This is a genomic window from Comamonas sp. E6 (assembly GCF_001010305.1).
GTDB lineage: Bacteria > Pseudomonadota > Gammaproteobacteria > Burkholderiales > Burkholderiaceae_C > Comamonas > Comamonas thiooxydans.
Window position 1 is genome coordinate 15,639 of record NZ_BBXH01000023.1, and the last position, 23,859, is coordinate 39,497.

The following is a 23,859-nucleotide window of genomic DNA, read 5'->3' on the forward strand; positions in this document are numbered from 1 at the left end:
TGTTCGGCTCGTGGGAAAATGCGCGGTTATGCACGCACTGTTTGAAGAAGCCGGCAAATTTCTGGCCGGGCGCATCCTCTCCGAAGCCGAATCCTCTGCCCAAGTCGAGCTGGACTCGGGCAAGCGGGTCAAGGTCAAGGCCGCCAATATCCTGCTCAAGTTCGAGAAGCCGGCACCTGCCGAGTTGGTCGCTCAGGGCCAGGCCCAGGCCGCCGAGATCGATCTTGATCTGGCCTGGGAATTTGCGCCCGAGGAAGAGTTCGGCTTTGCCGACCTGGCGCGTGACTATTTTTCCGAATCCGCGACGCTGGCCCAGCAGGCCGGTGCGCTGTTCTGCCTGTACGACGCACCGCACTATTTCCGTCGTGCGGGCAAGGGCCGCTTCAAGAAGGCTCCTGCAGAAATCCTGCAGCAAGCCCTTGCCGCCATCGAGAAGAAAAAGCAGATTCAGGCACAGATCGACGCCTGGGCCGAGGAACTGGGCCGCGGCGAATGCCCGCAGGCAATCCGCGAACAGCTCTACAAGATTCTGTTCAAGCCCGACAAGAACGCTGCCGAATACAAAGCCGTGGTCGATGCCAGCCGCACCACCAAGCTGGCCCCGCTGGAGCTGCTGCACCGCGCCGGCGCCATCGACTCTTCCTACCAGTTCCACTGGAAGCGCTTCCTGTTCGACAACTTCCCCAAGGGCACGGGCTTCCCCGCCGTGCAGGCCCCTCAGCCGCCGGCCGATCTGCCCGTGGCCGATGTAAAGGCTTTTTCCATCGACGACTCGGCCACCACCGAAATCGACGATGCGCTGTCCGTCACGGGCCTGGGCACGGGCACCGTCACCGTGGGCATCCACATTGCCGCCCCCGGTCTGGCCATCACGCCCGGCGGCGAGCTGGACAAGCTGGGCCGCGCCCGCCTGTCCACCGTCTACATGCCCGGCTACAAGATCACCATGCTGCCCGACGACGTGGTGCATATCTACACGCTGGACGAGGGCCGCTCCAACCCCGCGGTCTCGCTGTATGTGCAGATCAACGAGGAGACGCTGGAGACCATCTCCAGCGAAACCCGTCTCGAGCGCGTGCCCGTGGAAGTCAACTTCCGCTACGACAAGCTCGATCACATCGTCACCGAGGAATGGCTGACTGACTCCTCGATCGAGGTTGAAAACACGCCTGATTCATTGCTGGGCAAGCGCAAGGAACTCACCTTTTTACAGCGCTGGTCCAAGTTCCTCAAGGCCAATCGCGAAGTGGTGCGCGGCAAGCCCGAGAACTTCAACCGCCCGGACTACAACTTCCGTCTCGTCGGCAACGACGGCGCCGAGCCCAATGGCAGCGAGCAGGTGCAGATCACCGTGCGCAAGCGCGGCGCGCCGCTGGACCTGATCGTGGCCGAGGCCGCCATCGTGGCCAACAGCACCTGGGGACTGATGCTGGCCGAGCACGGTGTGCCCGGCATCTACCGCAGCCAGGCCAGCCTGGCACCCGGCGTCAAGGTACGCATGAGCACCAAGGCCTTGCCCCATGCCGGCATCGGTGTGAAAGCCTACTCCTGGGCCACCTCCCCGCTGCGACGCTATGTGGACCTTGTCAATCAGTGGCAGATCATTGCCTGCGCCCGCCATGGCAAGACGGCTGCCCTGGCAGCGCCCTTCAAGCCCAAGGACGCCGAGCTGTTCGGCATCATCAGCAGCTTTGACGGCGCCTACAGCGCCTACAACGGCTATCAGGCCGGCATGGAGCGTTTCTGGACGCTCAAGTATCTGGAGCAGAACGGCATCAGCGAACTGACGGCCAGCGTGTTCAAGGAAGGCCCCAACGGCTCCTTCCTGGTGCGCGCCGACAATCTGCCTCTGGTGCTGCCCGTGCTGGGTGCGCAGAACCTGCCGCGCGGCGCCCATGTGCGCGTCAAGCTCGGCGAGATCGACGAGATCTCGCTGGACATCTCGGGCACGCTGATCGAGCGCCTGGATGCAGGAGCCGAGGCCGAAAGCGAAGGCGAGGACAGCGGCGAGGACGATGACGACGCCGTGGCCGGCCCCATCTCCATTGCGGTGGACATGAACGACGCCGATCCCGCTGCAGACCAGCCCAAGTCCTGATCTCCACATCTCATCGCCCTGACGCTGCCGTGAAACTGCCCACCTCTCTTCGACGACTGAGTACGCTGCAGCTGGCGCTGGGCGTGTCCATCGCCGTCCATGCCGTGTTGCTGACCATTCGTTTCGTGGACCCGGAACGCTTTGAGCGCGTGTTTCAGGACACGCCTCTGGAAGTGATTCTGGTCAATGCCCGCGCCAACGAGACGCCGGACAAGGCCCAGGCCATTGCCCAGACCTCGCTGGCCGGCGGCGGCGATGCCGACCAGGGCCGTTCCACCAGTCCCATGCCCTACTCGGCCCTGACGACAGTGGGCGACGATTTCGAGGAAAAACAGCGCCAGCTCGATGCCATGCAGGAGCAGCAGAACCAGTTGCTGACCCAGCTGCGCCAGCAAGTGGCCGCGCTGCCCCCCATAGACCCGCGGCTGAGCGCCGACAACAAGGCCCTGGAGGCACAGGAAGAAAAGCGCTTGCAGCTCATCAAGCTGCTGGCGGAGATTGAAAAGCGTATCAACGCGGAAAACGCCCGCCCCAAGAAGCGCTATATCAGCCCCGCCACCAAGGAGGCCGTGTACGCCGTCTACTACGATGCGCTGCGCCGCAAGGTGGAAGACAAGGGCACGGAAAACTTCCCCGAGAACAAGGGCAAGAAGCTGTATGGCGAGCTGGTCATGATCCTGACCGTGAATCATGACGGCCGCGTGCTTTCCACCGAGGTTGTGCAGGGCTCGGGCAACCGCATGCTCGATACCCGTGCCGAGGCCATTGCCCGCGCCGCAGCCCCTTACGGCCACTTCGGCCCTGCCATGCGCACCAAGGCCGATCAGATCGCCGTCGTCTCGCGCTTCAGGTTCACACGCGAGCAGACACTGGAAACAGACATAAGGTGACCCCCTGTGCCGCCTTCGGCGTCTTCCCCCGCTCTCGCATCGCTTCGCTTGCAGGCGGGGAACGCAGCCAGCGCGGCGGGACGGCCCTTGTGCGGCTGCCTTGGCTTAGGCTGCGCCGATCTCTCCGGCCACTGCCCCAACGCGCACCCAACTCTGCTCAGCGATTTCCTTCAGCCTTTTTATGACAAATACGCTTGATGCCTACTGCGTCATGGGCAACCCCGTTGCCCATAGCCGCTCTCCCTGGATTCATGCCCGCTTCGCCGAGCTGACCGGCCAGCCCGTCAGCTATGACCGCGCCCTGGTGCCGCTGGATGGCTTTGCCGACTTTGTGCGCGACTTTGCCGCGCGCGGCGGCAAGGGCTGCAATGTGACCGTTCCCTTCAAGCTGCAGGCGGCCGAGCTGGCCACCAGCACCAGCGAGCGCGTGCGGCTGGCTGGTGCTGCCAATACGCTGGTATTCGGTGCCAACGGCATTCATGCCGACAACACCGATGGCCTGGGCATCGTGGCCGACATCACCCGCAATGCCGGTGTGCCCATCGCCGGGCGTGATGTGCTGCTGCTTGGCGCGGGCGGCGCCGCTGCTGGAGCCCTGGGCTCTTTGCTGGAGCAAAAGCCCCGCCGCCTAGTCGTGGTCAACCGCACTCATGCCAGGGCTCAAACGCTGGTCCAGCAGCATGCGGCCATTGCCACACTACATAACGTAGAGCTGGTAGCACTTGAAAGGCAAGTGCTTGAGACTGATCTGACCCAAAATTTCGACATCATCATCAATGCCACAGCCAGCAGCCTGGCTGGGGCTGAGGTGCCCGCGCCCGCCAGCGTGCTGCACGCACGCAGTCTGGCCTACGACATGATGTACGGCCCCGCCGCCCAGAATTTTCTGAATTGGGCCAGCAGCCACGGCGCGCTGGCGCGTGATGGTCTGGGCATGCTGGTGGAGCAGGCTGCCGAGTCCTTTGCACTATGGCGCGGCGTGCGTCCGCCCTCTGCACAAGTCTTGGCCGAACTGCGCGCTCTGCTGCACGCCGAAGCCGCTCACTAAAACCTCGCCCCACCATGAAAGCTCTTGGCCGACTGCTGTTGCTGGTGCTTTGCGCCACCCTGCTGCTGCAATTGTTTTTTGTAGCACGCATCGCAGTCATGGCATGGCTGGATCCAGAGTCCACCAGCTATCAGCGCTCCGAAGCCTGGCAGCTTGCCCACAGCAGCGAGGGCCTGCGCTGGCGCCAGCAATGGGTGGACTACGGCCAGATCTCCAGCAACCTCAAGCGCGCGGTGATTGCCTCCGAAGATGCCGGCTTTATGGACCATCACGGCGTGGAATGGAATGCCGTTCAGAGGGCCTGGCAGCGCAACGCAAAAGCCGAGGCCAGGGCCATGCAGGCCGAAAAAGCAGGAAGCAACAGCAAGCCCGCCAAGGTCTATGGCGGCTCCACCATCACCCAGCAGCTGGCCAAGAACCTGCTGCTGTCGGGCGAACGCAATTTTCTGCGCAAGGGCCAGGAGCTGGTGCTGGCGCAATTGCTGGAGCTGATGCTGAGCAAGCAGCGCATTCTGGAGATCTATCTCAACAATGTGGAATGGGGCCAGGGCGTGTTCGGCGCCGAGGCCGCCGCCCAACATTACTTCCGCAAGAGTGCCGCCCAGCTCAATGCGGCTGAGGCAGCACGACTTGCCGCCATGCTTCCGGCACCCAAGCGCTTCGAGAAAATGCCGCAATCGCGCTATCTGGCGCAGCGCAGTCGCACGATTGCGCGCTATATACCGATGGTGACGCCCCCCTGAGGCGCTTCGCCTGGGCGGCCCCGCGCCTTCCCCGAGGAGGACGGCAGCATCGCCGCGAGGCGGCTCTTGCTTGCTGTCACCCGCATGGAGCGTGAAGGTTTTGTACGTGGATAATCGACAGCCATGCGAATTCTAGGAATCGACCCTGGCCTGCAGACCACGGGCTTTGGCGTCATCGACATGGAAGGCCAGCGCCTGTCCTATGTGGCCAGCGGCACCATACGCACCAACAAGATGGAACTCGGCGACCTGCCGGGCCGTCTCAAGGTGCTGTTCGACGGCATCTCCGAAGTCGCCTCACGCTATCAGCCCGAGGTGGCTGCCGTGGAAATCGTCTTCGTCAACGTCAACCCCCAGTCCACGCTGCTGCTGGGCCAGGCCCGTGGTGCGGCGCTGACGGCCCTGGTCAACGCCAATCTCGCGGTTTCCGAATACACCGCCCTGCAGATGAAAAAAGCCGTAGTCGGCCATGGTCGCGCAGCCAAGAGCCAGATCCAGGAAATGGTCAAACGGCTGCTGCAACTGCCCGGCCTGCCCGGCACCGATGCCGCCGACGCGCTGGGACTGGCCATCACCCATGCCCATGCGGCTGCCGCCATGGGGCTGATGGCCAAGTCCACCGATCTGCACCGCAAGCAACATGCCATGTACCGGGGCGGACGGGTCTATTGAGCTCGCCCTTAGCCGCTTCGCGGCTTCCCCTTCTCTCTTCGGAAGGGATCGCAGGATGGTTTTTCCTCGCAGCCCCGAGCTGGAGCACACACTGCTTCAAAGCTCTGCCCGATACAAAAAAAAGCCGTGACATGCCACGGCTTTTTTGATGGTGTGATTTGCTTAATAGGCGCTCAGCACCATGGAGGCGATCACGCCTGTGGCAATGGCAACCAGCAGATAGTCGCCGCCGTTCTGAATCCAGTGATAGCCACGCGGCGGCGCCGACAGATGGTGGCCGCGCCAGTCATTCACCACATAGTGCTGGCTGCGGTATTGCGGCGGCACGCGACTGCCCTTGTACCAGTTATGGTCGGGACCACCGCCACGGCGACCATTGTCGTGATGATCGGCACGTCGGTCGTCGCGCCTGTCATGGCGCTGCTCATGCCGACCACGATCATCATGGCGACCGCCATGGCGCATGTCCTGCGCTCCATGTCCATTGCCGCGGCCGGGTGGCGGGCCGGGCTGCGCCTGGACGGCCAGACTGCCCAGACCCAGGCAGGCGGCAATGGAGGCAGAAAGAATGCGGGTAGTCAAACGGGACATGGGTACTCCTTTGTCGAATTGTTTCGGTCAACAAGGTGTGCGGCCGGTCATGGCGGCCGCAGCAGATCCATCTTTACCCAATTTCGGCGCCGCAAGAAGTGAGCAACTGCCGATTTACCACTTTTTGCGCGCTGTTTACAGAACAGAAACCTATGAAACGCCAAGCCGGATTTGGCAAGCCGCTATCAATATTCATTAGTTCTCAGATGATGCGTCCGACAAACATCACGGCAAAAAAGGCCAGACCGGCAATCACCGTCCACTTGAACAGCAAAAAGCCCAGGCGCTTGTAATGCGCCTTGCCGGTTCCCAGATAGAAGGCAAAGCTCAATGCCGAAGCCAGAATCAGCAAGGTGGCCAGCCAGCGAAAGATCAACATGGAGGTCTCGCTCACCAGGCCTGAGCGGGCATGGCAAAGCCCTGAGGAGCCTGGCGCTCGCTCTCGAAGGTCACGAGCTCCCAGGTCTCGGGCTGCTCGATCATTGCGCGCAGCAGCTTGTTGTTGAGACCGTGACCCGAACGAAAGGCGCTGTAGGCACCAAGAATGGGCTTGCCGATCAGATACAGATCGCCGATCGCGTCAAGGATCTTGTGCTTGGCAAACTCGTCGTCATAGCGCAGGCCGTCGCTGTTCAGGACCTTGTAGTCGTCCATGACGATGGCGTTGTCCAGCCCGCCGCCCAGTGCCAGGCCGTTGTTGCGCAGCATTTCCACATCCTTGGTGAAGCCGAAGGTGCGGGCGCGGGCGATGTCGCGTGTGTAGTTGTCCAGACCCATGTCGAACTCCACGCACTGTCCCGTGGAGTCCACGGCTGGGTGAGCGAAGTCGATCTCGAAGCGCAGCTTGAAGCCGTGGTAGGGATCGAAGCGCGCCCACTTGAGGTTCTGGCCTTCGCCTTCGCGCACCTCGATCGGGCTCTTGATGCGGATGAAGCGCTTGGGCGCTTTCTGCAACTCGATTCCGGCGCTTTGCAGCAGAAACACGAACGATGACGAGGAGCCATCGAGAATCGGCACTTCTTCGGCAGTGATGTCCACGTAGAGGTTGTCGATTCCCAGACCGGCGATGGCCGACATCAGGTGCTCTACCGTATGCACCTTGGCGCCGCCGCTGCCGATGGTGGAAGCCATGCGCGTATCGGTCACGGCCTCGGCGGAAATGGGGATATCCACAGGCTCAGGCAAGTCCACGCGACGGAACACGATGCCGGTATCAGGCTGGGCAGGGCGCAGCGTCAACTCGACACGCTGGCCGCTGTGCAGGCCCACGCCTACGGCACGGGAAATGGTCTTGATGGTACGTTGCTGAAGCATGCTGGTATTTTAAATGGGACAACCCCGAGCCGGCTTACGCCGACTCAGGGTTGTCTTAATCGCTGCGATACAGCGAACTGATGGGCCATCAGTCCTTAACGAACCAAAGGCCTTTGCGGCTGACTCTCAAGCGCTGGCGCACTCGGAGGCAGAGACACCGAGGAAGGGCCGCCCCGCACCGAGGGTGTCGTCCCCCTCCGGCGCAAAGCGCCAGAGAGGGGGAAGCGGCAAAGCCGCTCAGGGGTAGCTTAATCAGCCTGCTTGCGCAGAAACGCCGGGATCTCCACATCGTCCATGCCGCCAGACGCCAGCGCGCTCACGCGCTCCGAAGCCTGGGTGCGGTTGGTGCGCCAGACGCTGGGCACATTGGTGTTGGCCGTGCCGTAGTCCATGCCGCCCAGGGGAGGCAGACCCACTGCCACGTTGTCGGTACCAGTACGCAGACCGCCCTGCACCACCTGGATGTTCTGGCGACGCACATTGGGACGCGACAGGCCGGTGGCCACCACGGTCACGCGGATTTCGTCGCCCAGCGAGTCATCGTAGGCAGCGCCGTAGATCACATGCGCATCGGGAGACGCATAGGCATTGATGGTGGACATGGCCAGACGCGACTCGGACAGCTTGAGGCTACCCTTGGCTGCAGTCACCAGCACCAGCACGCCCTTAGCGCCGGACAGATCGATGCCTTCCAGCAGCGGGCAGGCCACGGCCTGCTCGGCAGCGATACGGGCACGATCGGGACCGGCGGCCTTGGCCGTGCCCATCATGGCCTTGCCGGGCTCGCCCATCACGGTGCGCACGTCTTCGAAGTCGACGTTCACATGGCCGTACTCGTTGATGATTTCGGCAATGCCACCCACGGCGTTCTTCAGAACGTCGTTGGCATGGGCAAAAGCCTCGTCCTGGGAGATATCGTCGCCCAGCACATCGAGCAGCTTTTCGTTGAGCACAACGATCAGCGAGTCCACATTCGCCTCCAACTCGGCCAGGCCGGCGTCAGCGTTCTGCATGCGGCGACCGCCTTCCCACTCGAAAGGCTTGGTCACCACACCCACCGTCAGAATGCCCATTTCCTTGGCCACTCGTGCGATCACAGGCGATGCACCGGTACCCGTACCACCACCCATGCCTGCCGTAATGAAGAGCATGTGCGCGCCTTCGATGGCAGCGCGAATATCTTCCACAGCAGCTTCCGCAGCATCGCGGCCCTTGTCGGGCTTGCTGCCGGCACCCAGGCCGCTGCCACCCAGATGGATGGTGCGGTGAGCGCGGCTGCGCAACAGAGCTTGAGCATCGGTATTGGCCGTAATGAATTCGACGCCCTGAACGCTGCGTTCAATCATGTGGTCGACGGCGTTGCCGCCGCCGCCGCCGACGCCGATCACCTTGATCTGCGTGCCTTGGTTGAATTCTTCGGTTTCAATCATGTCGATAGGCATGGTGGTGCTCCTGTTCTCTAGTGGTGGTTTGTCGCTGCTGTGGAAAAGAAATTTCGAACTCTTGAGGTCTTCGCGGTCTTCGTCGTCGATACCGCGAAAAATCCATCTGTGGTGGTCCGGTGATGAACATGCGATAAGTGCTCATATCAGAAGTTCCCCACGATGAAGTCTTTGAACCGGCCAAAAGCGGTCTTCATGGAACCGCTCTTCTGGGCCACCTTGTAGCCACGCAGACGTGCCAGACGTGCTTCATCGAGCAGGCCCATCACCGTGGCGGCACGGGGCTGGGCGACCATGTCGGCCAGCGCACCGGAATATTTGGGAAGCCCGCGGCGCACGGGCTTGAGAAAGATGTCTTCGCCCAGCTCGATCATCCCGGGCATGACGGCGCTGCCGCCCGTGAGCACGATGCCCGAGGACAGCACTTCTTCGTAGCCCGATTCGCGGATGACCTGCTGCACCAGCGAGAAGATCTCTTCCACGCGGGGCTCGATCACGCCGGCCAGGGCCTGCTTGCTGATCATGCGCGGGCTGCGGTCGCCCAGGCCCGGCACTTCGACCTGGGCATCGGGATCGGCCAGCAACTGTTTGGCATAGCCACTCTCGACCTTGATGTCCTCGGCATCCTTGGTGGGGGTACGCAGGGCCATGGCGATGTCGCTGGTGATCAGGTCACCGGCAATCGGGATCACGGCCGTGTGGCGAATCGCACCGCCGGTGAAGATGGCCACATCGGTCGCTCCCGCGCCGATGTCCACCACGGCCACGCCCAGCTCGCGCTCGTCATCGGTCAGCACGGCCTGGGCCGACGCCAGCGGGTTGAGCAGCAGCTGCTCGACTTCCAGGCCGCAGCGGCGCACGCATTTGATGATGTTCTCGGCCGCGCTCTGGGCGCCGGTCACGATATGGATCTTGGCCTCAAGGCGAATGCCGCTCATGCCGATGGGCTCGCGCACCTCGTGGCCGTCGATGACGAACTCCTGCGCCTCGACCAGCAGCAGGCGCTGGTCGGACGAGATATTGATGGCCTTGGCGGTTTCCATCACGCGAGCCATATCGGTGGACGAGACTTCCTTGTCCTTGATGGCCACCATGCCGCTGGAATTCAGACCGCGGATATGGCTACCCGTAATGCCGGTACACACTCGCTGGATCTTGCAATCCGCCATCAACTCGGCCTCTTTGAGCGCCTGCTGGATGCTTTGCACGGTCGCATCGATATTCACGACCACGCCGCGTTTCAAGCCGTTGCTGGGGGCTACGCCCAGGCCCGCCAGCTTGAGCTCGCCATTGGACATGACCTCGGCCACCACCGCCATGACCTTGGCCGTGCCGATATCCAGCCCAACAATCACATCCTTGTATTCTCTTGCCATATCAGCTTCCGCCCCCGGTAGGTTCTGTCTTGTCTTTGTGTGCGCCTTGCATGTCTGCTCCCCTGCTCCTGCTCATCGTCTGGCCCTGGCAGCAGCTGCCGGCGCGGAGGTTCCAGTGGTCACGCCCTTGAGTCGCAAGGCATAGCCGTCTTCGTAACGCAGGTCTGCAGACTCCAGTGCCGCAGCCGAGCGCTTGTATTGAGAGGTGATCTGAGGCAGCGTGCGCACAAAGCGCTGCACGCGCTGCAATATGTCTTCGGTCGTGCCGCCGCCCAGTTCCAGCAGCGCATCGTTGTCCAGCACCAGCGTCCAACTGCCACGCGCATCCAGAGTCAGGCTGTCCAGCGCCACATCGAGCGGCTTCAAGGCCGGCTCCAGCGCTCGATACATCTGCAGAACACGCGGTGCCGAGCCCTCGGGGCCTTGCAGACGCGGCAGACCTTCGCGATCCAGTTCGCCCAGATTGGCTTCAAACACTTCGCCGGCCTTGTTGACCAGACCGGTACCGGTCTCAGCCCCCCAGAAGGCCTCGGCCACATGCTCCTTGAGCGCAACGCGCAAGCCGTTCGGATATTCGCGGCGCACCTGCGCCTCCTGCACCCAGGGCACTTGCTCGAATGCATGCTGGGCCGCCTTCAGGTCCACCGTGAAGAAGTTGCCTTTGAGTACTGGCGCCACATTGGCGCGCAGCGTCACGGCGTTGTTATGCACCAGCTCGCCTTCCACCACGATGCGACCGATATTGAAGGCCGGAGTTCGCATCAACCACCACCCCACGGCCATCACGCACGCCGTCAAGCAGCCCATGAACATCACCGTGGCAGTGATGTTCATGAGCTTGACGTCGAACGGGACGACGGCTGTGGGCTGGTTGCGGTTCATGGCTGCTCCGCTTCTCCATCCAGCGTGCTCATGGCCAGGATGCCAAGGCACAGGTTTTCGTAGCTCACGCCGGAAGCGCGCGCAGCCATGGGGACGAGAGAATGCCCCGTCATGCCTGGCGAGGTATTGATCTCCAGCAAGAAAGGCTTGCGGTCGCTGGCGCGAATCATGATGTCGGCACGCGCCCAGCCACGGCAGCCCAGCGTGCGGAAGGCTTTTTCCACAATGCGCTGGATCTCGGCCTCCTCGACAGCCGGCAGGCCGCTAGGGCAGTGGTACTGCGTGGTATCTGTGAAGTACTTGTTCTGGTAGTCGTAGTTGCCTTTGGGCGCAACGATTCGGATCACCGGCAGCGCACCGGCCTGGGCACCCGTGCCCAGCACGGGGCAGGTGGTCTCGTCACCGGCAATGAACTGCTCGCACAGCACTTCTGCGTCGTACTGGGCTGCCAGCTCGTAGGCCTTGGCGCATTCGTCGGCATTCATCACCTTGGTCAGGCCGATGCTGGAGCCGTCGCGTGCGGGCTTGACGATCATGGGAGCGCCCAGGGCTTCCAGTGCGGCGCGGGTTTCAGCGGCCGAGGCGACCATGCGCCAGTCCGGCGTGGGCAGGCCTTCAAAGCGCCAAATGCGCTTGGTCATGATCTTGTCCATGGCGATGCTGGAAGCCATCACGCCCGAACCCGTATATGGGATGTCCAGCAACTCCAGTGCACCCTGCACCGTGCCGTCCTCACCGTAGCGGCCGTGCAGCGCGATGAAGCAGCGGTCAAAGCCTTGCACCTTGAGCTGTTCCAGCCCCTGTTCGGCAGGGTCGAACTTGTGGGCATCGACACCCTTGGACTGCAGTGCGGCCAGCACACCAGCGCCGGACATCAGCGAGACCTCGCGCTCGGACGAGCGACCGCCCATGAGCACGGCGACCTTGCCCAGTGCCTTCACGTCGATATTTGTACCAAACATGCTCATTGCGCGCTCCCTGCGGGCGCGGCCAGCTCTTGTTTCTGAAGCATTTCAACCAATTTCCCAGGCACGGCGCCAATCGATCCGGCCCCCATGCACAGCAATACATCGCCCGCTTGCGCATTGGCAGCGATGGCTGCCGGCATATCGGCAATGTTTTCCACAAATACAGGCTCGACCTTGCCGGCCACACGCAAGGCGCGAGCCAGGGATCGACCGTCGGCAGCCACGATGGGTGCCTCGCCCGCGGCATAGACCTCGGCCAGCAACACCGAGTCGGCGCTGCCGATGACCTTCACAAAGTCCTCGAAACAGTCGCGTGTGCGGCTGTAGCGGTGTGGCTGGAAGGCCAGCACCAGGCGCTGCCCCGGGAAGGCACCGCGTGCCGCAGCCAGCGTGGCTGCCATTTCCACGGGGTGATGACCGTAGTCGTCGATGACGGTGAACGTGCCGCCATTGGCAGCCGGCAGTTCGCCATAGCGCTGGAAACGCCGTCCCACGCCCTTGAAGCCTTCCAAGGCGCGCAGCAGCGCCTCGTCGGAAATCTCGAGTTCCATGGCCACCGCCACGGCAGACAGGGCGTTGAGCACGTTGTGCTCGCCGGGCAGGCTCAGCACAACCTCCAGATCGGGGTAGCTCTGGCCGTTCTGGCGGCGCACGGTAAAGCGCATGCGACCGGCTTCGGCACGCACGTTCACGGCGCGCACCTGGGCATCTTCGGCAAAGCCGTAGGTCGTGACCGGACGCGCCAGCTTGGGCAGGATCTCGCGCACGGCAGGGCTGTCGACGCAGAGGATGGCGCGCCCGTAAAACGGCATGCGATGCAGGAAATCGACAAAGGCCTGCTTGAGGCGTCCGAAGTCATGACCGTAGGTTTCCATGTGATCGGCGTCGATATTGGTAACGACGGCCATCACAGGCAGCAGGTTCAGGAAGGAGGCATCGGACTCGTCGGCCTCGACCACGATGTAGTCGCCCTGACCCAGCTTGGCATTCGCGCCGGCGCTATTGAGCTTGCCGCCGATCACGAAGGTGGGGTCCAGACCGGCTTCGGCCAGCACACTGGTCACCAGGCTGGTGGTGGTAGTCTTGCCGTGCGCGCCAGCAATGGCGATGCCCTGCTTGAAACGCATCAGCTCGGCGAGCATCAGCGCACGGGGAACCACAGGAATCTTTTTCTCGCGCGCAGCCAGGACCTCGGGGTTGTCGCCCTGCACGGCCGTGGATGTCACCACGGCATCGCTGCCAACAACGTTCTCGGCCGCGTGACCGACAAAGGTCTTGATGCCCAGGCCCGCCAGGCGGCGCAGCGTGGCGCTGTCGGCCAGGTCGGAGCCTGAAATGGCGTAACCCAGGTTGTGCAGAACCTCTGCAATACCGCTCATGCCGGCGCCGCCAATACCGACAAAGTGAATGTGATGAATGGCGTGTTTCATGCTGCCAACTCCTCACAAGCGGCGACCACCTTCGCGGTGGCATCAGTCTTTTGCATTTTCTTCGCGAGTTCAGCGCGCTCCAACAGCGTCGCACGCTGCATATTTTGTAGCATTTCCGCCAACCCTTGGGCGCTCAAAGTACTTTGCGGCTGTAACCAACCGCCACCGGCATCCACGAGGAAGCGCGCATTGCTGGTCTGGTGGTCATCCACCGCAGCAGGGAAGGGCACATAGACCGCTGCCGCCCCTACAGCGGCTATCTCGGTCACGGTGCTGGCACCGGCACGGCAGACGACGAGATCGGCATCCGCAAAAGCCTTGGCCGTGTCATCGATGAAGGGAGTCAGCTCGGCCTGTACGCCTGCAGCCTGATAGTTGGCACGCAACGCATCGATCTGGGCCGTACCGCTCTGGTGCAGCACCACGGGGCGCTGATCGGCAGGCATCAGGGCCAGAGCCTGGGGCACGATCTCATTGAGCGCCCTGGCTCCCAGGCTGCCGCCCACCACCAGCAGCTTGAGCGGGCCGCTGCGGCCGGCAAAGCGCTGGGCGGGCTCGGCCTGCTCCAGGAAAGCCTGACGCAGCGGATTGCCCACCCATTCGCCCTTGGCAAATACCTTGGGGAAAGCCGTGAACACTCGCTTGGCCACCTTGGCCACGACCTTGTTGGCCATGCCGGCCACGGAGTTCTGCTCGTGCAGCACCACGGGCACGCCCGAAGCCGCAGCCATCAGGCCACCGGGCACGGTGAGGTATCCGCCCAGGCCGATGACCACATCGGGCTGCACGCGCTTCATCACGGCACGCGCCTGCGAGAAGGCCTTCGCCAGCCTGAACGGCAGTTGCACCAGGGTCTTGAGCCCCTTGCCGCGCACGCCACCAAATTCGATCAGCTCCAGTGCAAAGCCCTGGGGCGGCACGATGCGCGACTCCATGGAGCCGGGCGCTCCCAGCCAGTGCACATTCCAGCCGCGCGCACGCAACTCCTGTGCCACGGCCAGACCGGGGAAGATATGACCGCCGGTACCACCGGCCATCACCAGTGCCGTGCGCGGCTTGCTTGGCTTGATGAGCAGGCTCATGCGTGGCCTCCCTTCATCAGCAGCTTGTTTTCGTAATCGACTCTGAGCACCACAGCTATCGCAATCAAATTCATCAAAATGGCCGAACCGCCAAAACTCATTAACGGCAGAGTCAGGCCTTTGGTTGGCAGAGCGCCCAAATTCACACCCATGTTGATAAAGGCCTGGAAGCCCATCCAGATCGCCACGCCCTCGGCCACCAGCCCGGCAAAGACACGGTCCAGCGCGATGGCCTGACGGCCGATCAGCATGATGCGGCGGGTCAACCAGAAGAAGACGGCAGCAATCAGCAGCAGGCCGACCAGACCAAATTCTTCGCCGATCACGGCCAGCAGGAAGTCGGTATGCGCTTCGGGCAGCCAGTGCAACTTTTCCACGCTGCGGCCCAGTCCCACGCCAAAGATCTCGCCCCGCCCGATGGCAATCAGCGCATGCGAGAGCTGGTAGCCCTTGCCCAGCGCATGCTTCTCATCCCAGGGATCAAGGTAGGCAAAAATACGTTCGCGGCGCCACTCCGAGGTGGCGATGATCATGCCGAAGGCCAGCACCACCAGCAGTGCGATGATGAAGAACATGCGCGCATTCACGCCGCCCAGGAACAGAATGCCCATGGAGATCACGACGATCACCATGAAGGCCCCCATGTCTGGCTCGGCCAGCAGCAGCACGCCCACCACGACCACGGCCAGACCCATGGGCAGCACGGCGCGGAAGAAGCGCTCCTTGACCTCCATCTTTCGCACCATGTAGTCGGCCGCGTAGATCAGGATGGAGAACTTGGCCAGCTCGGAAGGCTGGAAGTTCATGATGCCCAGCGACAGCCAGCGCCGCGCGCCGTTGACCACCGTGCCCACATGCGGGATCAGCACCGCCACCAGCAACACAATGGAGATCAGAAACAGCTTGCGCGCCACCTTCTCCCAGACATTCATGGGCACCTGGAAGGCCAGCAGCGCGGCCACAAAGGCCATGCCTATCGACATGGTGTGGCGCAGCAGAAAGTGATAGGGCTCGATCTTGCCGAAGCGCGGGTTGTCGGGCATCGCAATCGATGCCGAATACACCATGACCAGACTCCAGGACAGCAAGGCGATGACGACCCAGATCAATGCCTGATCCAGCCCCAGTACGCTTGCCGGAGTACGGGTGGGACGGTCGTACAGCGGCCCGCCTACGCGCACGGGCAGCACGTCGATGGGCCTTTCCTCTGCGCTGCGGAACCACGAGCGCATGCGGCCGGAGAGGCTGGTCAGGAAGGCGGCTGTCATGCGCCGTCCTCCAGTTGCTGGCCGGCTTCAAGCGCCAGCTCACGCACCACTTCCACAAACTGGTGGGCGCGGTCCGCATAGTCCTTGAACATGTCCATGCTCGCGCAGGCCGGCGAGAGCAGCACCGCATCATTGGCATGGGCCAGACGCGCGGCCTGCTGCACAGCGTCCTGCATGCTTGCGGCATCGACCAGGGTCACGCCTGTGTCGCCAAGCGCCTCGCGAATCAGCGGCGCATCCTGGCCGATCAGCACGGCCGCGCGCACATAGCGCGAGACGGGAGTGGCCAGCGGCGTAAAGTCCTGGCCCTTGCCCAGACCGCCCAGAATCACCACGATGCGGTGGTCCGGCCCCAGGCCCATAAGGGCTGCCACGGTGGCGCCCACATTCGTGCCCTTGCTGTCATCAAAGTATTCGACATCGCCCACCCGGCCCACGGGCTGCACACGGTGCGGCTCGCCCCGGTATTCGCGCAGGCCGTAGAGCAACGGTGCCAGCGTGCATCCTGCACCGGTCGCCAGCGCCAGGGCCGACAGCGCATTGATGGCGTTGTGGCGGCCGCGGATGCGCAGCGCATCGGCGGGCATCAGGCGCACGATGTGCAGATCGTCGGCGTTCTTGCCCTTGCTGGTTTCGTCGGCCTCATGGGCGCGCACCAGCCAGGTCATGCCGTTGACCACCTCCAGACCGAAGTCTCCGGGGCGGCGCGGCATGTCGCCGCCAAAGCTGACATGGGCACGCTGGAAAGTCTTGCCGCGCTTGCCGGGCACCGCCACGGGCGCCGGCAGCATGGCCATGACGACGGGGTCTTCGCGGTTGAGGACCATCAGAGCCTGCTCGCCAAAGACATGGGCCTTGGCATCGGCATAGGCCTGCATGCCACCATGCCAGTCCAGATGGTCCTGGGTGATATTGAGCACCGTGGCTGCCGTGGGCTCGAAGCCGCGGCAGTCGTCGAGCTGGAAGCTGGACAGCTCCAGCACCCAGGCCTGTGGCAGAGTCTCTGCATCGATGCGAGCGGACAGAGTGTCGAGCAGCGAAGGACCGATATTGCCGGCCACGCCCACGCTCAATCCGCCATGCTCCAGCAGCTGACCGGTCAGCGAGGTGACCGTGGTCTTGCCGTTGGTGCCGGTGATGCCCAGCACCTTGGGCACATAGCCATGGGCTTCGCGCAGGCCTTTGAGCGCAAAGGCAAACAGATCCAGTTCGCCGCCCGTGGGCAGGCCGATGCTGCGTGCGGCATCGAAGACCGGGGCCACGCTGGCCGGGCTCAGGCCCGGCGAACGATAGACGGAACTCAGGCTCTGGCCATCGACCAGAGCAGCCGTGAATGCGCCGGCAACAAAGCGCACGCCGGGCAGTTCGGCCTGCAGCGCAGGCAGATAGGGCGGGGCTTCGCGCGTATCGGCCACCGTGACCTCGGCACCGGCACGCACGCACCAGCGTGCCATGGCGATGCCCGAGATGCCCAGACCCAGAATCAGCACGCGCTGGCCCTGCAGGTGCTGGGCCGCGCCTTGCGGCCAGTGCACGGGGACAGGTGGCAGCTCCACCACTGCTTCCAGCTCGGCTTCGGGCTGCGACTCGACCTCGGTCACTTCGGCATCGGCCGCATCGGAGATGCTGGGGTCGGCAAAGATCTGTGCCACGAAGGCGGCCGCATCCCTGGCTGCCGTCAAGGTGGAGATATCGGGCACCGGCTCGGCATCCAGCGTCTTGGTGATGCTGACAGGCGCTTGCATTTCAGGAGCTTCTTGCGCTTGTTCCTGAATCATTTCAGACATATTTTCATCTGAAATGCTTTGCAGATCAGCGATAGGCGCTTGCGTTTGCATAGCATCCACAACCGCATCCGGCTGCAGAACCTGATCATCGAGCTTGAGGTCTTCGTCTTGCATGGCGACTACCTCAGCTTCAGGGTGGACAGGCCCAGCAGGCACAGCAGCATGGTGATGATCCAGAAGCGGATCACGACCTGGGTCTCCTTCCAGCCGCTCTTCTCGAAGTGATGGTGCAGCGGTGCCATCTTCAGCAGACGGCGGCCCTCGCCATAGCGCTTCTTGGTGTACTTGAAGTAAGTCACCTGCAGCATCACCGAGATGGCTTCCGCCACGAAGATGCCGCCCATCACGGCCAGCACGATTTCCTGGCGCACGATCACGGCAATCGTTCCCAGAGCAGCGCCCAGCGCCAGCGCGCCCACGTCGCCCATGAAGACCTGGGCGGGATGTGCGTTGAACCAGAGAAAAGCCAGACCGGCACCCGCCATGGCGCCGCAGAACACCATCAACTCGCCCGTGCCGGGGATGCTGGGAAACAGCAGGTAGCGCGCATAGGTGGCGTTGCCGGTCACATAGGCGAAGATGCCCAGCGCCGTGCCGACCATGATGACGGGCATGATGGCCAGGCCGTCAAGGCCGTCGGTCAGGTTCACGGCATTGCTGGCGCCCACGATGACCAGATAGGTCATGACGATGAAGCCCAGCACGCCCAGCGGGTAGCTGACTTCCTTGAAAAAGGGCACCATCAGGCCGGCCTTGGGCGGCAGATCCATGGAAAAGCCCGACTGCACCCAGGAGATGAACAGCGCGAAGACCTCGGCGTTGCTGTTCTCGGAGATGCAGAACACCAGATACAGGGCGGCCAGCAGACCGATGACGGACTGCCAGAAATACTTCTCGCCCGAGCGCATGCCCTCGGGGTCCTTGTTGACGACCTTGCGCCAGTCGTCCACCCAGCCAATCGCGCCAAAGCCCAGCGTGACCAGCAGCACGATCCAGACAAAGCGGTTGGACAGGTCGAACCACAGCAGGGTGGATACGGTAATCGAGAACAGAATCAGCACGCCGCCCATGGTCGGCGTGCCGCTCTTGACCAGATGGGTCTCCATGGCATAGCCCCGCACGGGCTGGCCGATCTTGAGCGCGGTCAGCATGCGGATGGCCTTGGGACCTATCCACAGGCCGATCAGCAAGGCTGTGACGGCGGCCAGCACGGCGCGCAGCGTCAGGTACTGGAAGACGCGCAGAAAGCCGAACTCCGGCGAGATACCCTGCAGCCATTGAGCCAGCATCAGCAGCATGCGGCCTCCTCGCAGTTGCCCTGCTTCTTGTCTGCACAGGCCTCAATGCTCTGCACCACTTGCTCCATCTTCATGAACCGCGAACCCTTGACCAACACGCTACCTACCTTGGGTAAAACTGCGCACACCGCCTGCTCAAGGGCGGACATGCTATCAAAATGCCGAGCTCCGCTGCCAAAGGCAGAGGCCGCAAACGCGCTCTGGTCACCCAGAGCAAAGAAATGGGCAATACCTGCCTGCTGCGCCAGCGCACCGGCCTCGGCATGGAACTGCGGGCCGTCATCGCCCACCTCCCCCATGTCGCCCAGCACCAGCAACTGCGGTGCGGGCAGCTCGGCCAGCACGGCAATGGCGGCGGCCACCGAGTCGGGGTTGGCGTTATAGCTGTCGTCGACCACCGTGACGCCCTGACCATTGATCTGCACGGCCAGTGCACGCGAGCGGCCCGTCACAGGCTCGAAGCCCGAGAGTCCCTGTGCAATGGCAGGCAAAGGCACACCGGCGGCATGGGCGCAGGCAGCCGCGGCCAGTGCGTTACGCACGTTGTGGCGGCCGGCAATATGCAGCTGCACGGCTGCCACGCCTTGCGGGGTGTTCAGCGCAAAACTCCAGGCTCCGTTGACCCAGACCACATCGCTGGCAAAAACCTGAGCCCCATCAGCGGCCTCGCCAAACATCAGGCTGGGGCGGCCAGCGCTCAGCTCGGTCCACAGCGGCGTGTATTCATCTCCGGCAGGGAAGATGGCCACGCCGTCCTTGGGCAGAAAGCGCAGCACCGATCCGTTTTCACGCGCCACCGCCTCCACCGTGCCCATGAACTCCTGGTGTTCACGTTGTGCGTTGTTGACCAGGGCCACCGTGGGCTGGCCGATGGCAGCCAGCTCGGCAATCTCGCCAGGGTGGTTCATGCCCATCTCCAGCACCGCAATGCGATGCGCGTCCGTCATGCGCAGCAGATTCAGCGGCATGCCTATGGAGTTGTTGAAATTGCCGCGCGTGGCCAGTGCTGCCTCGCCCTGCCCGCCCACATGCGCGCGCAGGATGGACGCGATCATCTGCGTGACCGTGGTCTTGCCATTGCTGCCGGTCACGGCAATCAAGGGTAGATCGAACTGTGCACGCCATGCTCGTGCCAGCGCGCCCAATGCCAGCAACGTATCCGGCACTTCGATGCCGGCCATGCCTGCAGCCTCCAGCCCATGGCTGGCAATGGCCGCCACAGCGCCGGCGGCCTGCGCCTGAGGCAGAAAATCATGGGCGTCAAAACGCTCGCCCTTCAGGGCCACAAACAAGTCCCCGTTCTGCAACGTGCGCGTATCGGTGTGCACGCGTGTCAGCTCCAGCTGGCCGTTGCCGACCAGGCGGGCTTGGGGGATATGCGTCTGGATCAGCTCCAGCGCTTTTGCCAGGGTCATCATGACCGAATCTTTCCTTCGCGGGCTGCCAGCGCCTTCTGCGCCTCAGCCATGTCGGAGAACGGATGGCGCACGCCCTTCGTCTCCTGATAGTCCTCATGTCCCTTGCCGGCAATCAGCACCACGTCGCGCGCATCGGCACGGGCAATGGCTTGGGCAATGGCCGCCGCGCGGTCGGCCTGAACATGCAATGCCTTGCCCGCCTGCATGCCGGCCAGGATCTGGTCGATGATGCTTTCGGGCACTTCACTGCGCGGGTTGTCGCTGGTGACGAAAACGCCGTCGGCATGCGCCTGGGCGGCCTGCCCCATCAGCGGACGCTTGCTGTTGTCCCGGTCGCCGCCGCAGCCGAACACGCACCACAGCTTGCCCTGGCGCTGCCGCGCGGCGGGCTGCAGCGCGCGCAAGGCTTTTTCCAGCGCATCGGGCGTATGGGCATAGTCCACGGCCACCAGAGGCTGACCGGGCTTGACGATCTGCTGCATGCGACCGGGCACGGGCTCCAGATCGGCGCAGGCCTGTACGGCCTGCTCCAGCGTCAGGCCCAGGCAGCGCAGGGTGGCCAGCACCCCGAGCAGATTGGAGACGTTGTACTGACCGACCAGACGCGTATTCATGCGCAGGCTGTGACCGGCTTCCAGCACGGTAAAGCTCAGGCCTTCGTCGCCCAGTCCGATGTCCTTGGCCTGCAGACGCGCAGGTCCTTGAATGGAAACACTCCAGACATCCATCGCACGGCCCTGCAGCCTGGCCCAGAGCCTGGCGCCATGCGCATCGTCGATATTGACCACGGCGGCCGGCAGGCCGGGCCAGTCGAACAGCTGGGCCTTGGCCTGCCAGTAGGCATCCATGCTGCCGTGGTAGTCCAGGTGGTCCTGCGTGAAATTGGTGAACAACGCCACGCGAATCTTGCTGCCGTCCAGACGGTGCTCGACGATGCCGATGGACGATGCCTCGATGGCACAGGCGGCAAGACCCTGGTCGGCGTAGCTGCGGAACGCACGCTGCAGCAACACCGGGTCCGGCGTGGTCATGCCTGTCGACTCCAGCGCAGGCGGCACGCCCACACCCAGGGTGCCCACCAGCGCACAGCCGGTGCGCGTGTTCAGCGTCACTTTCGAGAGCGCATGCGCCAGCCACCAGGCTGTGGTGGTCTTGCCGTTGGTGCCGGTCACGGCCAGCACGTCGAGCTCGCCACTGGGATGTGCAAACCATTGGTCGGCAATCAGTCCCGTCGCAGCCTTCAGTCCCTTGAGCGCGGCAATGCTGTCGCCACTCAGATCGAAGGCCTGCAGGCCGTCGGCCTCCACCAGCACGGCGGCGGCGCCCTGCTCCAGAGCCTTGCCCACATAGGCTCGGCCATCAGTGGCAGCTCCAGGCCAGGCGACAAAGGCATCGCCTGCCTTGACCTTGCGACTATCGGTCTGCAGGTCACCCTGCACGCGACTGCGCAGCCAGGCAACGGCCTCGGCTGCATTGTTCAGGATTTGAATGGGGGTGCTCATAGCACAGGCTCCTCAGCGGGTGCAGCCACGATCTGAGGCTTGACTTCCTTGTCGGGCTGAACGCCCATGAAACGCAATGTCTGCTGGACCACATCCGCAAACACCGGGCCGGCCACCGTGCCACCGTAGTAGGAACCTGCCGTGGGCTCGTCCACCATCACGGCCACGATGATGCGCGGCTTGTCGATGGGAGCAATGCCCGTGAACCAGGCCCGGTACTTGCCCGCGGCATAGCTCTTGCCCACCTGCTTGCGGGCAGTGCCCGACTTGCCGCCGATGGTGTAGCCCTCGGCCTGGGCCTTCTGGCCGGTACCGCCTGGGCCTGCAGCAAGACGCAGCATGTGCAGCACCGCCTCGGCGTTTTCCTTGGAGATCACACGCACGCCCACCGGAGGCTCGTTCGTTTTCAGAATCGTCGAGGGAATGACATTGCCGTCGTTGGAGAACACGGTGTAGGAACGTGCCATCTGGAACAGCGAGGCCGACAGGCCATAGCCATAGGACATGGTGGCCTGCTCGATAGGCTTCCAGGTCTTCCAGGCACGCAGACGACCCGAGACCGCGCCCGGGAATTGAATCTGCGGCTTCTGGCCGAAGCCCAGCGCACTGAAGTACTCCCACATTTCCTGAGGTGAGAGCTTTTGCGCCACCTTGGTCGCGCCCACGTTGCTGGACTTCTGGATCACGCCCTCCACCGTCAGCGCGCCGTAGTTGTGCGTATCGGTGATGGTGGAGCCCGTCACCGTGTAGCGGCCGGGTGCGGTATCGATGATGGTGCTCGGCTTGACACGCTTGAGCTCCAGGGCTGCGGCCACTGTGATGGGTTTCATGGTCGAACCCGGCTCGAAGGTATCGGTCAGCGCGCGGTTGCGCAGCTGCTCGCCCGTCAGATTCTTGCGATGCCCCGGGTCGTAGCTCGGATAGTTCGCCAGGGCCAGCAGCTCGCCGGTGTGCGCATCCATGACCACCACGCTGCCTGCCTTGGCCTTGAAGGTCTCGACCTGCTGCTTGAGTTTCTGGTAGGCGTAGTACTGGACCTTGCTGTCGATGGACAACTGAATATCTTGCCCATCCTGCGGCGGCACTTCATCGCCCACGCCCTCCACCACGCGGCCCAGACGATCCTTGATCACACGACGCGAGCCAGCCTTGCCGGCTAGTTCCTTGTCGAACGCCAGCTCCATGCCTTCCTGACCATGGTCTTCCACATTGGTGAAGCCCACGATATGTGCCGCAGACTCCCCTTCGGGATACTGGCGCTTGTATTCCTTGCGGTTGTAGATGCCCTTGATATTGAGCGCCACGATCTTCTGGCCCACATCCCAGTCCAGCTGACGCTTTACCCAGACAAAGGTCTTGTCCTCGACATCCAGCTTCTCCATCAGGGAGCGCAGCGGCATGTCCATGAGGCGCGCCACTTCCTTGAGCTTTTGCTGGACCTCAGGGTCCTTCAGATCCACGTCCTCGGGAATGGCCCAGATACTGGCCGCAGGCACGCTGGACGCAAGAATCAGGCCATTGCGATCCAGCAAACGGCCACGATTGGCCGGCAGCTCCAGAGTGCGCGCAAAGCGCACCAGGCCCTGACGCTTGAAGAAGTCGTTGCCGAAGACCTGTACATAGGCTGCACGCGCGCCCAGGCCCACAAAACCCAACGCCAGCGCAGCCACGATGAACTTGCTGCGCCACAGCGGTGTTTTCGAAGCCAGCAAAGGGCTGGTGGTATAGAGCACGCTGCGTGTCATTGCGCAGTTCCTGCAGCCGTTTCATGCACGTACTGCGTAATGGCCTGAGAAGCCTGCTTCATCTGCAGCTTTTCGCGCGCCAAGGTCTCGATGCGCTGAGGCGCGGCCTGAGCACGCTTTTCCACCTGCAGGCGCAATTGATCCGTCGCCAGCCGACGCGCCTCTGCCTCGGCGCGGTCCAGCTCGGTGAACAGACGACGCGACTCATACTGGGTATGCACCAGAAAGATGGCGCTGGTCATGACCGCCAGCAGCAGCAGCAGGTTTATGCGCAGCATGGCAGCCCTCCCGCAGCCATGCTCGGA

General features: G+C 63.2%; 22 protein-coding genes. 6 read left to right on the forward strand and 16 right to left on the reverse strand.

The genetic code is table 11. The features are described from left to right. Positions 1 to 28: 28 nt before the first annotated feature. The 5 genes from CSE6_RS19550 to ruvC all read left to right on the forward strand — a co-directional run bounded on the left by CSE6_RS19550 (position 29) and on the right by ruvC (position 5,451). Positions 29 to 2,098, forward strand: coding sequence for a ribonuclease catalytic domain-containing protein (locus CSE6_RS19550; protein WP_034377098.1), 2,070 nt, complete (start codon positions 29 to 31; stop codon positions 2,096 to 2,098). A gap of 29 nt (positions 2,099 to 2,127) precedes the next feature. Beyond that, a complete protein-coding gene (locus CSE6_RS19555; protein WP_034377099.1) occupies positions 2,128 to 2,988 on the forward strand; it encodes an energy transducer TonB in 861 nt (286 codons plus the stop codon). A gap of 181 nt (positions 2,989 to 3,169) precedes the next feature. Then, positions 3,170 to 4,036, forward strand: coding sequence for a shikimate dehydrogenase (aroE, locus tag CSE6_RS19560; RefSeq protein ID WP_034354311.1), 867 nt, complete (start codon positions 3,170 to 3,172; stop codon positions 4,034 to 4,036). A gap of 14 nt (positions 4,037 to 4,050) precedes the next feature. Then, entirely contained in the window at positions 4,051 to 4,779 is a 729-nt protein-coding gene (gene mtgA, locus CSE6_RS19565; protein WP_034377100.1) for a monofunctional biosynthetic peptidoglycan transglycosylase, read from the forward strand. A gap of 123 nt (positions 4,780 to 4,902) precedes the next feature. Further along, positions 4,903 to 5,451, forward strand: a complete 549-nt coding sequence (ruvC, locus tag CSE6_RS19570; protein WP_034354317.1) for a crossover junction endodeoxyribonuclease RuvC — start codon at positions 4,903 to 4,905, stop codon at positions 5,449 to 5,451. Positions 5,452 to 5,613: 162 nt separating this feature from the next. Here the strand turns inward: ruvC and CSE6_RS19575 are convergent, their stop codons facing one another. Then, positions 5,614 to 6,042: an RcnB family protein gene (locus CSE6_RS19575; protein WP_034377101.1), complete on the reverse strand. Its 429-nt coding sequence runs from the start codon at positions 6,040 to 6,042 to the stop codon at positions 5,614 to 5,616. On the opposite strand from CSE6_RS19575, the gene CSE6_RS19580 reads away from it, so the two are divergent. Next, entirely contained in the window at positions 6,041 to 6,241 is a 201-nt protein-coding gene (locus CSE6_RS19580) for a hypothetical protein (RefSeq protein ID WP_131324648.1), read from the forward strand. The two genes, CSE6_RS19575 and CSE6_RS19580, sit on opposite strands and share 2 nt — an antisense overlap. A gap of 3 nt (positions 6,242 to 6,244) precedes the next feature. Here CSE6_RS19580 and CSE6_RS26170 read toward each other — a convergent pair whose 3' ends face one another. From CSE6_RS26170 to ftsL, 15 genes are all read right to left on the reverse strand, one after another. Then, entirely contained in the window at positions 6,245 to 6,421 is a 177-nt protein-coding gene (locus CSE6_RS26170) for a hypothetical protein (protein ID WP_003068960.1), read from the reverse strand. Between the two features lie 11 nt (positions 6,422 to 6,432). After that, the gene (gene lpxC / locus CSE6_RS19585) at positions 6,433 to 7,356 is read right to left on the reverse strand and encodes a UDP-3-O-acyl-N-acetylglucosamine deacetylase (RefSeq protein ID WP_003068962.1); all 924 of its coding nucleotides are present in this window, start codon (positions 7,354 to 7,356) and stop codon (positions 6,433 to 6,435) included. A gap of 248 nt (positions 7,357 to 7,604) precedes the next feature. Further along, a complete protein-coding gene (gene ftsZ / locus CSE6_RS19590) occupies positions 7,605 to 8,798 on the reverse strand; it encodes a cell division protein FtsZ (RefSeq protein WP_003068965.1) in 1,194 nt (397 codons plus the stop codon). 146 nt (positions 8,799 to 8,944) lie between these two features. Then, on the reverse strand, positions 8,945 to 10,174 hold the full coding sequence (ftsA, locus tag CSE6_RS19595) for a cell division protein FtsA (RefSeq protein ID WP_003051293.1): 1,230 nt from the start codon (positions 10,172 to 10,174) through the stop codon (positions 8,945 to 8,947). Between the two features lie 72 nt (positions 10,175 to 10,246). Beyond that, a complete protein-coding gene (locus CSE6_RS19600) occupies positions 10,247 to 11,056 on the reverse strand; it encodes a cell division protein FtsQ/DivIB (RefSeq protein ID WP_034354328.1) in 810 nt (269 codons plus the stop codon). Beyond that, positions 11,053 to 12,024 carry a D-alanine--D-alanine ligase gene (locus CSE6_RS19605; protein WP_059441285.1) on the reverse strand — a complete coding sequence of 324 codons (972 nt, stop codon included), beginning with the start codon at positions 12,022 to 12,024 and terminating at the stop codon, positions 11,053 to 11,055. Before CSE6_RS19605 ends, CSE6_RS19600 begins: the two co-directional genes overlap by 4 nt. Further along, positions 12,021 to 13,454 (reverse strand): UDP-N-acetylmuramate--L-alanine ligase, encoded by a 1,434-nt coding sequence (gene murC, locus CSE6_RS19610; RefSeq protein WP_003081129.1) that lies wholly within the window; start codon positions 13,452 to 13,454, stop codon positions 12,021 to 12,023. The genes CSE6_RS19605 and murC overlap by 4 nt, the downstream gene beginning before the upstream one ends. Continuing rightward, on the reverse strand, positions 13,451 to 14,536 hold the full coding sequence (gene murG / locus CSE6_RS19615; protein WP_034354334.1) for an undecaprenyldiphospho-muramoylpentapeptide beta-N-acetylglucosaminyltransferase: 1,086 nt from the start codon (positions 14,534 to 14,536) through the stop codon (positions 13,451 to 13,453). The genes murC and murG overlap by 4 nt, the downstream gene beginning before the upstream one ends. Beyond that, positions 14,533 to 15,804: a putative lipid II flippase FtsW gene (gene ftsW / locus CSE6_RS19620; RefSeq protein ID WP_012839829.1), complete on the reverse strand. Its 1,272-nt coding sequence runs from the start codon at positions 15,802 to 15,804 to the stop codon at positions 14,533 to 14,535. Before ftsW ends, murG begins: the two co-directional genes overlap by 4 nt. Then, positions 15,801 to 17,705, reverse strand: coding sequence for a UDP-N-acetylmuramoyl-L-alanine--D-glutamate ligase (gene murD, locus CSE6_RS19625; RefSeq protein ID WP_034377103.1), 1,905 nt, complete (start codon positions 17,703 to 17,705; stop codon positions 15,801 to 15,803). The genes ftsW and murD overlap by 4 nt, the downstream gene beginning before the upstream one ends. A 5-nt stretch (positions 17,706 to 17,710) precedes the next feature. Continuing rightward, entirely contained in the window at positions 17,711 to 18,889 is a 1,179-nt protein-coding gene (gene mraY / locus CSE6_RS19630) for a phospho-N-acetylmuramoyl-pentapeptide-transferase (RefSeq protein ID WP_059441286.1), read from the reverse strand. Further along, positions 18,880 to 20,307 carry a UDP-N-acetylmuramoyl-tripeptide--D-alanyl-D-alanine ligase gene (gene murF, locus CSE6_RS19635; protein WP_034377105.1) on the reverse strand — a complete coding sequence of 476 codons (1,428 nt, stop codon included), beginning with the start codon at positions 20,305 to 20,307 and terminating at the stop codon, positions 18,880 to 18,882. The genes mraY and murF overlap by 10 nt, the downstream gene beginning before the upstream one ends. Continuing rightward, positions 20,304 to 21,809 carry a UDP-N-acetylmuramoyl-L-alanyl-D-glutamate--2,6-diaminopimelate ligase gene (locus tag CSE6_RS19640; RefSeq protein WP_034377106.1) on the reverse strand — a complete coding sequence of 502 codons (1,506 nt, stop codon included), beginning with the start codon at positions 21,807 to 21,809 and terminating at the stop codon, positions 20,304 to 20,306. The genes murF and CSE6_RS19640 overlap by 4 nt, the downstream gene beginning before the upstream one ends. Beyond that, on the reverse strand, positions 21,806 to 23,554 hold the full coding sequence (locus CSE6_RS19645) for a penicillin-binding protein 2 (RefSeq protein WP_003068995.1): 1,749 nt from the start codon (positions 23,552 to 23,554) through the stop codon (positions 21,806 to 21,808). The genes CSE6_RS19640 and CSE6_RS19645 overlap by 4 nt, the downstream gene beginning before the upstream one ends. Continuing rightward, entirely contained in the window at positions 23,551 to 23,832 is a 282-nt protein-coding gene (gene ftsL, locus CSE6_RS19650; RefSeq protein ID WP_003068998.1) for a cell division protein FtsL, read from the reverse strand. Before ftsL ends, CSE6_RS19645 begins: the two co-directional genes overlap by 4 nt. Positions 23,833 to 23,859: the final 27 nt, after the last annotated feature.

Coding starts and splice junctions, on each gene's coding strand:
- CSE6_RS19550 (WP_034377098.1), top strand. CDS start 29: ATGCACGCACTGTTTGAAGAAGCCGGCAAATTTCTGGCCGGGCGCATC.
- CSE6_RS19640 (WP_034377106.1), bottom strand. CDS start 21,809: ATGAGCACCCCCATTCAAATCCTGAACAATGCAGCCGAGGCCGTTGCC.
- CSE6_RS19600 (WP_034354328.1), bottom strand. CDS start 11,056: ATGAACCGCAACCAGCCCACAGCCGTCGTCCCGTTCGACGTCAAGCTC.
- mtgA (WP_034377100.1), top strand. CDS start 4,051: ATGAAAGCTCTTGGCCGACTGCTGTTGCTGGTGCTTTGCGCCACCCTG.
- mraY (WP_059441286.1), bottom strand. CDS start 18,889: ATGCTGCTGATGCTGGCTCAATGGCTGCAGGGTATCTCGCCGGAGTTC.
- ftsA (WP_003051293.1), bottom strand. CDS start 10,174: ATGGCAAGAGAATACAAGGATGTGATTGTTGGGCTGGATATCGGCACG.
- CSE6_RS26170 (WP_003068960.1), bottom strand. CDS start 6,421: ATGTTGATCTTTCGCTGGCTGGCCACCTTGCTGATTCTGGCTTCGGCA.
- CSE6_RS19605 (WP_059441285.1), bottom strand. CDS start 12,024: ATGAGCATGTTTGGTACAAATATCGACGTGAAGGCACTGGGCAAGGTC.
- murD (WP_034377103.1), bottom strand. CDS start 17,705: ATGCAAGACGAAGACCTCAAGCTCGATGATCAGGTTCTGCAGCCGGAT.
- ftsW (WP_012839829.1), bottom strand. CDS start 15,804: ATGACAGCCGCCTTCCTGACCAGCCTCTCCGGCCGCATGCGCTCGTGG.
- CSE6_RS19645 (WP_003068995.1), bottom strand. CDS start 23,554: ATGACACGCAGCGTGCTCTATACCACCAGCCCTTTGCTGGCTTCGAAA.
- ruvC (WP_034354317.1), top strand. CDS start 4,903: ATGCGAATTCTAGGAATCGACCCTGGCCTGCAGACCACGGGCTTTGGC.
- murG (WP_034354334.1), bottom strand. CDS start 14,536: ATGAGCCTGCTCATCAAGCCAAGCAAGCCGCGCACGGCACTGGTGATG.
- aroE (WP_034354311.1), top strand. CDS start 3,170: ATGACAAATACGCTTGATGCCTACTGCGTCATGGGCAACCCCGTTGCC.
- CSE6_RS19575 (WP_034377101.1), bottom strand. CDS start 6,042: ATGTCCCGTTTGACTACCCGCATTCTTTCTGCCTCCATTGCCGCCTGC.
- lpxC (WP_003068962.1), bottom strand. CDS start 7,356: ATGCTTCAGCAACGTACCATCAAGACCATTTCCCGTGCCGTAGGCGTG.
- ftsL (WP_003068998.1), bottom strand. CDS start 23,832: ATGCTGCGCATAAACCTGCTGCTGCTGCTGGCGGTCATGACCAGCGCC.
- CSE6_RS19580 (WP_131324648.1), top strand. CDS start 6,041: ATGGGTACTCCTTTGTCGAATTGTTTCGGTCAACAAGGTGTGCGGCCG.
- ftsZ (WP_003068965.1), bottom strand. CDS start 8,798: ATGCCTATCGACATGATTGAAACCGAAGAATTCAACCAAGGCACGCAG.
- murF (WP_034377105.1), bottom strand. CDS start 20,307: ATGATGACCCTGGCAAAAGCGCTGGAGCTGATCCAGACGCATATCCCC.
- murC (WP_003081129.1), bottom strand. CDS start 13,454: ATGAAACACGCCATTCATCACATTCACTTTGTCGGTATTGGCGGCGCC.